Source organism: Draconibacterium sp. (assembly GCF_041583095.1).
In the GTDB taxonomy this organism is placed as follows: domain Bacteria; phylum Bacteroidota; class Bacteroidia; order Bacteroidales; family Prolixibacteraceae; genus Draconibacterium.
This window is the reverse complement of record NZ_JBFHGM010000145.1, coordinates 1-12612: the sequence shown is the minus strand read 5'-3', so window position 1 is coordinate 12612 and position 12612 is coordinate 1. Positions and strand designations below refer to the sequence as shown.

Below are 12612 nucleotides of genomic sequence, written 5' to 3'. Positions count from 1 at the left end.
CGTTTAAAGGCAGCTAATTCCTGCGCTGCAAACAGGTGAGAATAAAGAATTTTTTCTGCGTACGTCATTGGCTTATTCAGAATGCCTTTGGCTTGTTTCACCTTCTCGGGGAGTTCTGAATACACTTTTTTTACTAGGTCTAAATCAAACATAAGAAATTTAGTTTTTTTGAATATTGTCGGCGTATTATTTGTCGCTTTTACTAACAATAAATATCGTGAAAAGTTGACTTAATTCCTATAGAAATTTACTATTACAGTTCACTGATATCGATATATACCGTACATAAATAAACCATAATATAAGTTTTCTATTTGTAATTTTAATCACATAACAGGGCCGGAGAGATTTGATATATATCAATGTGCCGAACTAACGTAACGGGGGATTTATTACTGTGTGATATTCAGTGTATTAGTCGAAGGATTTATTCAACAGGTGCAACGCAGATTGTGTTATGTTATGAAACATGTTGCTGAATGCGCTTAAAAGCTAGCTTAGAGCTGATTATAGCCATCGGAATTCCGGCTCCGGGAACGGTTGATGCACCCACATAAAAAACGTTTTTATATTTCTCGTCGATATTGCGTGGGCGCATAATGCCAATCTGGTTCATATTATGCGATAATCCGAGTCCGGCGCCACGGTGCAAATTAAAGCGGTTTTGCCACACTTGCGGGGTGTAAATGGTTCTTGAAACGATCTCGTCTTTTATGTTTTTTCCTATTCTTTCCGAGAAATCTTTAATAATACTGTCAACTATCTGGTCTTTATCCGACCAGTCTTGTTTGTGGTAGAGATTGGGCACCGGGCACACAAAAAACAGGCTTTCGCAACCTTCGGGTGCACAATCGTTATTGTGTTTCGAGAGGACATTTACATAATAGTAGGGTTTTTGCAATGTTCCCGGATTCTTCATCACATTCTCGGCATAGTCTTTATAATTTGTTCCCAGATAGTAGTTATGATGATTAACCTGTGGCAATTTGCATTTCAGCCCGATGTAGAAGGTCAGGTATCCCATTGTCCAGCTCATTTTATCGAGTTTGGCAGGAGCATAAGCGGGCCGTTTAAAAATATTCCCTCTGAACCAGGCAGCATCCGAATTGATGAGGTAACTGTCGGCCGACCACGTTTTGCCGTTTTGGTCGGTCAGCGCTATTAAAACTCCGTTGTCTTCGGTAAATCCCTTGATCTCGGTGTTGTAATGGATTTTTACGTTTTCCTTGTTCAGGACATCTACAAAACCTTCAACAATTTTGTACATCCCGCCTTTTACGTTGTAATAGCCGTCGTGTTTAAATTCGGTGTACGAAAGCAGGCTGTAAATGCCCATGGTATCGAAAGGCGTGCGCCCCAGGAAAAAGGCCACGAGCGAAATAATCTGTTGCGCCTGCGATGATGAAAAATAGTTGGTAACGTGGTTCCAGAAGCTTTTGAACAATACCGGAATATGCACCGGGTTTACGCGCATTAATGCCCATACATATCCTGCCAGCGAATCGAAGTTTTGTTTGATCACAATATCAACGGTGTCGTGAAAAAGTGCACCGGATTTGTCCATGTAACGTTCAAACTTTTCTTTAAAGTCGGGTTCGATATCGGCAAACTGTTCGGCCAGTTTGTCGATGTTTTTGTATAAGAAATAGGTTTTATCGTCGCCTCTGAAATTTACCGTGTACAGCGGATCCAGTTCCACATATTCGAACGGAAGCCGAATTCCACATTCTTTGGCAAATTCTTCAAACTCGTACGACATGCTAAAAAAACTGGGACCGGTATCGAAGGTAAAACCATCTTTTTTTATCTGGTTCAGCCTTCCACCGGCTTGTTCGTTCTTTTCCAGCATCTCCACTTCGTAACCGTTTTTTACCAACCGAATTGCTGTGGCCAGGCCACCTATTCCGGCACCTACTATCAAAACCTTTTTCTTCATTATTTCTCCAGTTTTGTTTTTAAGTCAGGATAAAGTTCGTCTTTCACCCATTTAAAATTGGGTTCAAATTTTAACGCTTTCTCGTATATAACCTGCGCTTTCGTCAATTCGTTCAATTCTTCGTACGATTGCCCGGTTAAACTCAGTAAACTCAGGTAATTCCAGTCGTTTTCCAGTTCTGCGGGTTTCTCTTCCATCTGTTCAATGGCCAGCAAAAAGTGCTCGATGGCCACTTGCTTCGAGCCGCCAAAAACTGCCGGCATATAAAAATAAGCGTTGCCATATTGCACGTGGGCAAAGGGCAGTTCATTGTTTTGTTCCAGCGACAGGTCGGCATGTTTAATGCTGCGTCTTCCGTAAATTGGCGCTTTTATGGGCTGAATTCCAATTTTAAATCCCCAGAAAGCCGCTTTGTAGGCATTGATCAGTGCCGGATTAAAGTTCTTTTCCTCCAGAGTCTCGAGGTTTTCCTCAGCCAGATCAAGATAGTGTTTGGCTTTCTTATCATCGTCTTCAGCTAAACAATAACCTATGTAACCGTATTGGTAGTTGACCAGTTCGCTGAGGTAGCCGGCATTTTCTGTTTTGTTTTGCTCCAGGCTGTCGATAATGGTTTTCCACTCGTCCATCCGGTTGTTAATGTACGCCTGGTAAATTTTTTTCTTGTTCGAAGCAAAAGCACTTACGGAAAGGGAAAAGACCAAAAGCAATGTGATTATGATATCGTTCTTCCTTTCCATTGGTAGGCTTTTTTTGATTTGTTGAGAAATGCTTTTATAATGAAAATACCCAGCACCACTTGTTGAGGAATGGCGAGCAGCAGGTTTCTAAGCGGGTTTTGATGGCTGATAACACTTATTAAAATGCGAATGGTTACAAGCATTAATAAATAGGAGGACACGAATACTTTTGGCAATGCGATAAGAACTGGAATAAAGCCCAGCGTGGTGATCAGCCAAAAAAGAACCGCCAGCAACGCGGAGTTTCCAAAAAACATAATTACGTTTTTCGAGAAGCCGTTTACAGCGTTGTTGAACGAATTGTACATGCGGCAGGAAATGGAAGCGTTTCCCGATAAACATGCAATTCGAATACCATTTTGTTTGAAGAATTGGGCAATGGATATGTCTTCCACTTTGTTGTTCCGAAAGGTGTGATGTGGTTGTTTGTCACGGTATGTTTTGGCATCGAAGAGCATAAATTGCCCGTTTGCCGCTGCCATTGATGAAAAGGGCAGAAGCCTGACAAAAACCAGTGGCAATAAACTGAGTAGAATAAAATTCATATTCGGAACCGTCAAATATTCACCCCAGCTGTGCATGTTTTGTTTGGGGAAAATAGAGAGCAAACCAAGTTGGTGTTTTTTAAGTTTGGCGATTGTTCCGGCGATTATTGCTCCCGAAATTCGTACGTCGGCATCCAAAAACAAAAAGTAACACCCTTTTGCTTTTTGGGCCAGTTGGTAACAACCATAGTTTTTCCCGAGCCAACCGTCCGGAAGTCCGTCGGAATTAAAAAGCTGAAAACGTTGATCTGTTTTTGTGAACGATTCCACAATTTCAGAGGTTTTATCGGTCGACTGATCGTTAAACACCAAAACCTCAAAATTTTGCCACTTCTGCTGTTGGATGTCCGTGAGTAAACGGCCAATGTTTTGTTCTTCGTTGCGTGCGGGAATAAGAATGGAAACAAGCGGGTTAAAATCGTTTGGGCAAGGGGGAAGTGGTTGACTGAAAATTGCATTCAGCAATACAACCCCAAGTTGTATCGCCGTAAAAATGAATATGATCCATGCTGCAATTATCATCTTTAAATTTCTTTTTTAGCCTGCGTTTCCAGGCATTTGTTGTAAAAGGAGTTGTAAGCGTTTTCAATTTCAGTACTGTTCCAGGCTCCGGTGTAGTTGTGCAGATTAAAAAAAACATTGGGTTTCGCATCAGCAAAATAATCGATGAGGTTAGCCTGAAAAACGATCTGGATATCATTTTTTGTTCGCTGCAAAATTTTTTCAATTCCCTTCTCGAAAACAAATTTGTTCTGGTAAATGCTTTTTATGTTTCCCTGGGGAAACAGCAAAACCAGGTTCTGCGTATCCGACAATAATTCGGCGGTGTAATCAAAGGTTTCAATAATCGACTTCGACCGTTTTTTGATGGAGAACCCGCCGGTATACTTGAAAAACCAGTTCTTTCGAAGTTCCTCTTCCAACATCATAAAATGGTATTTGCGTTGAAAGAGTTGCTGATTGGTGTATAAAGTCCAAATGCCATCCCACCAACTCACGTGGTTGCAGATCAATAGTATGGGCAAATTTTTGTCCTGTATCGCGCCATTGATGGTAAACGACTGAAAGTGACGTTTCATTTTCCGGATTACATAATGCCTGAAAAATGGATCGAGCAGGAAATGATGTTCAGCTTTTATAATCAAAGTTTTAGTTTAAAGTTAACAGTAACAGGGCAAAAAATAAAGTCTGAATGCCAAAAACAACCGGGGCGATCCGGTTTTTGGTATTTATTTTCATCAAGTTGATGACCAGTGAGAAAAGCAGCGCCAAAACAAACCAGGCCACATAGTTTTGCAGGGGAACCGGAGATTGGTAAAAAGTCCACATAGACAATTGGGGTGCTACCTGTTCCAATAAAACATCGTAGGCCAGTAGTAAAAAGGCAGCCCCAAAAACTTTTATAGCTGCATGCCAGTTGGTTTTTTCCATCACTGAATTGGAAACATAAACAAGTAGTAGCCAGTTTAACCCGATAATTAACGGCGTATTAAAAATTTTTAAGCCTAATCCGTGACCGTATGTGTAGCTACCAAAAATAGCTCCGGTGTTTACACCAATTAGTTCAACAATAAAGCTGGCGGTAAAAATAAAAATGAAAGCCAGTATTGCTTTTTGTGAAAACTTGCCGTGAAATAAGGCTACAATAAAAGAGCTCAATAACAAAGCAAATGGCGTTAAATGCACAAAATGCGAGCGGGAAGCGGGAATGGAAAGGCCTGCAAGTCCAACAGCATAAAAAATGAGGAGAAACAGAACAAAGTACCGATAGTTTGACTGAATTGAATGTGCGATATGTTTTGTACCAATCATTTTCCGGCTAGCTTTTTTAATTGTTCAATCAGCAACAGGTTGTATAAAATCATACTGAAAGCATAGGCAAAATCTTCAACGGGAATGGTGAAAATCCGTATTCCCAGGTTTTCGTCGTTGTTGTACCACACCACTTCTCCGTTGATATACGAACCGGTTAAAATACCGTTTACGATAAGGAACGGAACAAGGATGACACCGAAAGTGATAAAAAACGAACGTGTTATGCTACTTTTTAAAAGTAAAGCCAGCAACAAAGCAACCGCAAGTTTTAGCGAAATGTAAAATGTGTAGCTTTTATCGGTGTTAAAAACAGCTATCAATACGCACAAAACAATTAGTGCTATTATCAATGCCATATTTATTGATTTTGGTATTTCCAGCTTTGGAAAATATTCGCGGACTGATTCGTGCAGGAAAATACTGGCATAAGGAATAACAACAAAAAACAGGATTTCCTCCAATGGGAGAGAGACCAAATAAATTCCGGAAAGATATTCCGGGTTAAAGCCCCAAATGCCCCGGTTGGTAAAACTCACATCAAAAGCGATATACACCAAAGCCACCAACAGAATGGAAGGGAAAACATATTTCCACTGTTTGTAAAACTGCAGCCGTTTATCGAAACTGAGCAGCAAAGGCACTGCGCCGGAAGCCGTAAGTAGTATAAAGTACAATGACATTTATTTCTTTAAAAAACGAAATTGAAAGATCAGTAATCCATAGTTGTCGAAATCGCGAATGTTCTTTCCGCGATGGTGTGCCAGGTGTGCCTCGCGAACTGCCATGAGGTATTTGTTTTTTGTGTTGGATAAAAAGGGAATGTTGAGCCGTTGGTGAATCATTACGTCGTGAATGGCAAAATAGGTGAGCCCGTATAAACTAATACCAATGCCAAGTGCAATTAAAGCTGAGATTTGAAAGAAGAAACCAACCATGAGGACAACAATTGCCGGAATGGCGTAAACGAGGAAAAAATAGTCGTTCTTTTCAAAACCTGGTTTGTACAATTCGGTTTGCGATGCATTTTTTTTGTGGTCGTTTACATGATGATCGCGGTGCCATTTCCATAAAAAGCCATGCATAACAAATTTATGGTTCGACCAGGCTACGAACTCCATAAAACAAAAGGTTGCTATGGCAATTAGTATATTCACGTTTTTACTTTTAAATGTTCTTCAACGCGTTCGTATATCTTTTTAAACCAAACGGTGTAGTTCTCCGGATTGTTCTTTACATCCGTTTTTAATTCTTCGAAGTTGATGTATTTCCAATTGGAAACTTCATCGGCATTTGGCTCCGGCTTTTCATCGCTAAAACCAATAAAAACACGGTCGAGTTCGTGTTCGGTAAGTTGGTTGTCCAACTCTTCTTTGTAGATAAACGCAAATATTTCCTGCAACGGAGCTTTCATGCCCATTTCCTGCATTAAGCGGCGGTTGGCCGCATCTACGCTGGTCTCTGCAGGGTAGGGGTGACTGCAACAGGTGTTGGTCCACAGCCCGTTGGAGTGGTACTTGTTGAAGGCCCTCTGATGAATGAGCCATTCGCCCTTCGAGTTGACGATAAACACAGAAATGGCCCGGTGAAGCAGGCCTTTTACGTGTGCCTCCATTTTTTCCATTTCTCCAAGAACCTTGTCGTTTTCGTCGACCAGAATTACTTTTTCTATTTTATTGATGTCCGTCATACCAGTCCGAGATTATAGAGTGTTTTTGCTTTTACCATGATCAACATTTTTTTATAATTTGGAATTCGCACCCTGTTTTGCATAATTACCGAGGCCGGAGTTTCGTTTAACTTATTTAGCAGTAAGCGATAATAATAATAAGCCAGCAGAACGGCGAGTTTCGATTTTCCGGGCAGCTTTTTTATGCCTTTGTAGGCGGCTTCAAAATCGGCTTCAATATCTTTTATAATACGTTTCTTTTCTTCTTCGCAAAATTCTTTGCTGCATAATTCCGCAAAATACGTCCGACCCAGTGTTTCCGTGTCTTCACGCAGGTCGCGCAAAAAATTTACTTTCTGAAAAGCAGAGCCGAGTTTCATGGCAGGTGTTACCAGCTCGTCGAATTTTTCCTGATCACCGTCGCAAAATACTTTCAAACACATCAAACCAACCACATCGGCCGAACCGTAAATATACTGGTTGGCCTCCAGTTTTGTTTTGTACTCTTTTTTCTCCAGATCGTATCTCATGCTGGTAAGAAAAGCATCGACATGAGCCATCGAAATCTTGTATTTTTTTACGGTGTCCTGAAACGCCTGAAGAACCGGATTAAGACTGATGCCCCGTTTCATGGCATCTTTAAAATCTTCTTCGAATTTATTCAGCAGGTAGGCCTTGTCGTTTTCGTGAAAAGTATCAACGATTTCATCAGCCAAACGAACAAAACCATAAATGCTGTAAATAGCATCGCGATGTGGTTTCTGCAATAAACTGGTTGCATACGAAAATGACGTGCTGTAACTGCAGGTTACAACTTTCGAGATCTTTATTGAACAGGCGTTGTACAATTTCATATGCATTCAAGTTACTAATAAAATCGCAATGCATTATAAGCTCAACCAACTGATAAATCAGGGACTATTTACAAAATAAAGTATATGCGTATTATTTGTATGTAAACAACGCAGAATACTACTGTTTTGTTTATTTACAGGTAGGTTAAAGCAATGGGGGACAGGAAGTAGAGCGAATTGTTAGATTCTTACAATGCAAGAATCGGGTAGCCATCCCTGGTTGCCATCGGCCAGTTTTATTTCCGTCCAGCTATCGAGCTGATCGGTAATTTCCAGTTTTAATCCTTCGTAAATCAGGAACAGATCGGTACCGGTTTCGCTTGGCGAACTTTTTACCGTAACACGCGGACAAAAAACAATGGCGGTGTTCCGGTTATTGATCCGGGCTTTTTGCTGAGCCGCATGCGAAACGGCAAAAGCCGATAAAAGGATGGCGAAAATACCCAACCAAAATGACAGGCGTTTTATGGCCACGGTTTTACTAAAGAAAAAAACACCGAGCAGCAAAAGGAACAATACAAACGACACAATGCTGATGTATGCCCAGGTGTCGGCGGGGTATTTATTAATTACCGAGTTTTTCCAGCGCAGGAAAAACGGTTTTGGCAATTCCTCGACTTGGGTAACCACATACTGGTTGGCCACCTGCAGGTTAAATGCAATGTCTTCGTCGTGTGGTGCCAGCACTTTGGCGCGCTCGTAGTTTAAAATGGCGTTGTTAATGTCGCCGGTTTTAAAATAGGCATTTCCCAGGTTGAAATATACTTTTGCCGACTCTTCGCCGGTAGCTAAAATCTGCTCGTAAGCCGAAACGGCCTGCTGGTATTCTTCGGTGGTGTAATAAGCGTTGGCTTTCTCCCAAAGTTGCTCATTTGTTTCCTGTGCGAAACTAAAAAACGGAGCTATAAGTAGTATGAATATAAGTATCCTTTTCATTGTTTAGCGTTTAATTTGTTTTTCAAAACGGCTCATTGTGGTCTCAGCCTTCTTATACAAATCATGGCGTGCTTCCGATCCTCCAACCGGAGCATAACGTGCAAACTCGCACTGGTCAACAACTTCTTCAAAGTCTTTAATTACTTCATCGGCAACATTGCGGTCCTTTAGTTTTGCCACAGCATTTTCGCGGTTAAGGTCAGCCACCGGAATTCCCAGTTTGTCGCTCAGGTAACCCCAGAAAGCTTTTAAAATAGCGTCGTGGAAAGCTTCGTTGTTGTTTTGTTTCATATAACCGGCAGCCGCTTTCAAACGTTTTACAGCCACGCGACTGGCTTTTTTATTACGTACCAGTGCAATGTTGGCATTTTCGCGGGCCTTTTTACGGTACACGAAATACAGTACCACAAACAGTACGGCAGTAATCAGGTAGATCAAATAAAAGATGGTGCTTCCGTAAAAAGTATGTCCTTTTACCTGTAACATCGGTTTCCCCTGTTTGATGAAACGAATGTCCTGTCCGATTAACTGCAGGTCTTCTTTGCGGCGTGAGCTGATAACTGTAGTTGATTGCTCTTCAGTTCCTTTTTCAACGTGCAGCGTGTAAGCCTCGGTTGATTTGGTTACATATTTTCCGGTGGCCGGGTTGAAATAGGCAAACTTGATCGGCGGAATTTCATAGTCGCCCTCAAAACGTGGCTGGAACAGGTACTCAATGGTTTTATTTCCTGAAACGCCGTTGTCGTTGGCCTGCACATTGTCGGTTGCACGCGGATCATAAACTTCAAAATCGCTTGGTAACTCCAGTTCAGGAGAACGTACCAGACGGATATTTCCGTTACCCGATATTTTCATGGTAAGCGTAACCGCATCGTTGGTGGTAACATTGGTGCTGCTGATTTCCGACGAAACATTAAAGTTACCCACACCGCCCATAAAATTGGCCGGCTCGGTAGGCAGGTCTTTTACATTCACCGAAACGGCATCGCTTGTTACGCGTGCTCTTACCGTGCGGTAATTATCAAAGAAATCATCGAAAAAACTACGCGCTTTTACCCGTTGGCGAATCAACAGTGCCATGCTAAAAGGCTCAATTGTCAAACGTCCGTTTTGCTGCGGGAAAAGGATCGTTTTTTTCAGCGTACCAACCTGGTAAATTTTATTGTTGTACACCTCGCGGGTGAAATTTATCTGCTGCGGAATATCGATGTCCTGGGTGTAAAAACCTTCGTAAGTAGGCAGGTTTACTTCATCAAAACCATGCACCGGAACATTCGGATTGACATACAATTTTACGGTGGCAATTATTTGCTCGCCTCGATAAACATTTCGTTTGCTTAAATCAACACGAACAAAAAGGTTGTCTTTGTCGAGGTCAATATTCTGAGTAGCTCCTTCGGGTGTTTGCCCCGGAGTTGCCTGTTGCTGGCTTGGCTGCGACTGTGCTTTTACCACCTGAATAGACAGCTTATTGGATTCAAAAACCTTTCCGTTTACCTCTATCGATCCCGGGCGGATTTCGAAAGTTCCCTCCGCTTTGGCCCGCAAAATATAGGTGTAGGAAAACGTTACCTCCGAAGTTGTTTTTCCGTTAATGGTTTGAATGCCTGTTGACTGACTGGTGCTTGGCCCCATCAAAATCTGGAAATTGTCGCTTAGTCCCGGAGGAAGCTGCAAATTTGTTCCCTTGTCGTTAACCTGGAAACTCAGCCTGAATTGTTGTCCCATTTCAACGGCACTTGGTGCCGACATGGTAAAACGGGTTTGTTCGGCCCGGGCTGCAATTGCCGCGCATAAAAGAAAAATATATATTACCAGTTTCTTCATCATTGTATCAAAGCCTACAAAATTATTGTTTTTGTTCAATTGCTTTAGTCTGAAATCAATTAATCACTAATCCTTAATAATTAATCCTTTATCCTTCATCGTTTTCCTACCATTCTTTCTCCGATCGCGTACGTTTGGCTTTGGCAGCTTTTGCTTTTTTCACCTTATCCTGAATATCGCGTTCGTCGTTTTGCAAGGCCTGCAACAGTTGCTCAGCATCCTGTTTCGAAATTTTATTTTGCTGAGGTTGTTGTTGCTGCTGGTCTTTATTTTGGTCTTTGTTCTGATCCTGATTTTGCTGATCCTGATCTTTATTCTGATCCTGCTGATCCTTGTTCTGGTCTTTGTTTTGATCCTGGTTGTCTTTGTTCTGATCGTTTTTGTCCTTGTTCTGATCTTTGTTCTGGTCCTTATTCTGATCCTTATTTTGATCCTGATTTTGCTTTTGTTGCTGCTCTTTTTGTTTTTTCAGCATTTGCGCATAGGCCAGGTTGTATTTTGTTTCCAAATCATCCGGATTTTCACGCAGCGCCTTTTTGTACGATTCGATACTTTCATCCAGTTTCTCCTGCATCAGCTGTGTATTTCCAAGGTTGTGATTAACACGCGCCCTGTCAATGGGGTCTTCCATCTTTTCAGCCAGCTCAGAGAATTTACCCTCGGCATCTTCGAATTTTTGTTGTTTGTACAAAGCATCTGCCAGGTTGTAATTCCACTTCAAATCTTCAGGGCGTTTTTCCAGCGCCTTGCGGTATTCGGTTTCGGCATTACTGTATTTTACGGTGTCAACTCTCATGCTGTCGCGCACGGCTTCCATAAAAAGTTTGTTTCCGTTACGTACAAATTTCCGTTCGTTTTGCCCGAAAGCAATCCCGGAAACCGTTAGCAGAAATAGTATAAAGTATATTCGTCTCATCATTCTAGTCATTAGTCAATTGTCATTGGTCACTTGAAGTCTTCCAACTACATGCTTCATGCTTCAATCTTTATCCAAACAATTTTATGCGTTTCAAATACTTGTTTTTGCGTTCAAGAATTACAAATTCGAGCAACAGCAAAAACAAACCCACGGCAAAGAAATACTGGAACTGGTCGTCGTACTCCGAAAAAGTGCGCGTTTCCATTTCCTGTTTCTCCATTTTATTTATTTCATCAAACAGGGCATTTAATCCCACCTGTGCATTATTGGCGCGTACATAAATACCTCCACCGGTAGCAGCAATTTGCTCCAGCATTTGTTCATTCAATTTTGTTACCACTACATTTCCGTCGCGGTCTTTCAGGTAATCGGTTTGTCCGTTACGCAACACCGGAATTGGCGATCCTGAAGGCAATCCCATTCCAATGGTGTGTACGATGGCGCCTTCTTCCATTGCGGCCTCGGCTGATGCCAGTGCGTCATCTTCGTGGTTTTCTCCATCGGTGATAATTATAATGGCTTTGTTGGCCTCGCCGTTTGGCGTAAACGATTTTCGTGCCAAATCGATGGCGGCTCCAATGGCTGTTCCCTGTTTCGGAACGATTTGCGTATTCACCGAATTCAAAAACAGTTTTGCTGAATTGTAATCGGTGGTAATTGGCAGCTGTGTGTAAGCATCGCCGGCAAAAACAATCAGTCCTATCTTGTCATCTTTTAAACGGTCTACCAGCCTTGAAATTGCTCTTTTTGCACGTTCCAAACGATTGGGCTGAATATCTTCGGCCATCATACTGTTCGAAACGTCAAGCGCGATCATCAGTTCAACACCTTCGCGTTTCTCGGTTTTTAATTTCGATCCGAACTGCGGACGGGCAATTCCAACAATAAAAAATGCCAGCGCCAGCATCAAAATAATAAACTTAACAACAGGGCGGTTGCCTGAGCTGTACGGCATCAGTTGGGCCAGAATTTCCTGTTGCCCAAACTTTTTTAATGCACGGCGACGTGATATACGCGACCATGCAAAAAACAATGCCAACAGCGGAATTATTAGCAATCCCCATAAATATTCGATATGTCCAAACCTAAAAATTTCCATATTCTATCAACTTATGGGATACTTCTAAATATAGTTAAACGCATAAACAAACTTGCAATCAAAAACAGTGCCCCAAGCAGGGCAAAAGGCATAAATTCTTCCGATTTGCGGCTGAATTCGCGCACTTCAATTTTTGATCTTTCCAGGGCGTCAATTTCTTTATAAATCTCTTCCAGCTTGGTGTTGCTGGTTGCTCTGAAATATTTTCCATCGGTAAGTGATGATATTTCCTGCAGGGTTTCTTCGTCAATTTTTACCGGCATATTCTGCAACTG

General features: G+C 41.7%; 13 protein-coding genes and 1 pseudogene. All 14 read right to left on the bottom strand.

The window, feature by feature from the left end; all coding sequences use genetic code 11:
- Window positions 1-460: 460 nt before the first annotated feature.
- Window positions 461-1936: a phytoene desaturase family protein gene (locus ABZB17_RS13860; RefSeq protein ID WP_372650936.1), complete on the bottom strand. Its 1476-nt coding sequence runs from the start codon at window positions 1934-1936 to the stop codon at window positions 461-463.
- Window positions 1936-2676, bottom strand: coding sequence for a hypothetical protein (locus ABZB17_RS13855; RefSeq protein ID WP_372650935.1), 741 nt, complete (start codon window positions 2674-2676; stop codon window positions 1936-1938). Before ABZB17_RS13855 ends, ABZB17_RS13860 begins: the two co-directional genes overlap by 1 nt.
- Window positions 2652-3743, bottom strand: coding sequence for a glycosyltransferase family 2 protein (locus ABZB17_RS13850; protein WP_372650934.1), 1092 nt, complete (start codon window positions 3741-3743; stop codon window positions 2652-2654). The genes ABZB17_RS13855 and ABZB17_RS13850 overlap by 25 nt, the downstream gene beginning before the upstream one ends.
- Window positions 3744-3745: 2 nt before the next feature.
- Window positions 3746-4366, bottom strand: coding sequence for a 1-acyl-sn-glycerol-3-phosphate acyltransferase (locus ABZB17_RS13845; protein ID WP_372650933.1), 621 nt, complete (start codon window positions 4364-4366; stop codon window positions 3746-3748).
- A 4-nt stretch (window positions 4367-4370) separates the two neighbouring features.
- Window positions 4371-5033, bottom strand: a complete 663-nt coding sequence (locus ABZB17_RS13840) for a carotenoid biosynthesis protein (protein ID WP_372650932.1) — start codon at window positions 5031-5033, stop codon at window positions 4371-4373.
- The gene (locus tag ABZB17_RS13835; RefSeq protein WP_372650931.1) at window positions 5030-5710 is read right to left on the bottom strand and encodes a lycopene cyclase domain-containing protein; all 681 of its coding nucleotides are present in this window, start codon (window positions 5708-5710) and stop codon (window positions 5030-5032) included. The genes ABZB17_RS13840 and ABZB17_RS13835 overlap by 4 nt, the downstream gene beginning before the upstream one ends.
- 6 nt (window positions 5711-5716) lie before the next feature.
- A complete protein-coding gene (locus tag ABZB17_RS13830; protein WP_372650930.1) occupies window positions 5717-6190 on the bottom strand; it encodes a hypothetical protein in 474 nt (157 codons plus the stop codon).
- Entirely contained in the window at window positions 6187-6723 is a 537-nt protein-coding gene (gene idi / locus ABZB17_RS13825; RefSeq protein ID WP_372650929.1) for an isopentenyl-diphosphate Delta-isomerase, read from the bottom strand. Before idi ends, ABZB17_RS13830 begins: the two co-directional genes overlap by 4 nt.
- Entirely contained in the window at window positions 6720-7556 is an 837-nt protein-coding gene (locus ABZB17_RS13820) for a phytoene/squalene synthase family protein (RefSeq protein WP_372650928.1), read from the bottom strand. Before ABZB17_RS13820 ends, idi begins: the two co-directional genes overlap by 4 nt.
- A gap of 180 nt (window positions 7557-7736) precedes the next feature.
- The gene (locus ABZB17_RS13815) at window positions 7737-8492 is read right to left on the bottom strand and encodes a tetratricopeptide repeat protein (protein WP_372650927.1); all 756 of its coding nucleotides are present in this window, start codon (window positions 8490-8492) and stop codon (window positions 7737-7739) included.
- Window positions 8493-8495: 3 nt separating this feature from the next.
- A complete protein-coding gene (locus tag ABZB17_RS13810; protein ID WP_372650926.1) occupies window positions 8496-10319 on the bottom strand; it encodes a BatD family protein in 1824 nt (607 codons plus the stop codon).
- Between the two features lie 106 nt (window positions 10320-10425).
- Window positions 10426-11235 carry a tetratricopeptide repeat protein gene (locus tag ABZB17_RS13805; RefSeq protein ID WP_372650925.1) on the bottom strand — a complete coding sequence of 270 codons (810 nt, stop codon included), beginning with the start codon at window positions 11233-11235 and terminating at the stop codon, window positions 10426-10428.
- 70 nt (window positions 11236-11305) lie between these two features.
- Entirely contained in the window at window positions 11306-12337 is a 1032-nt protein-coding gene (locus ABZB17_RS13800; RefSeq protein WP_372650924.1) for a VWA domain-containing protein, read from the bottom strand.
- 11 nt (window positions 12338-12348) lie between these two features.
- Window positions 12349-12612: pseudogene (locus ABZB17_RS13795) on the bottom strand (aerotolerance regulator BatA); the annotation flags it as partial.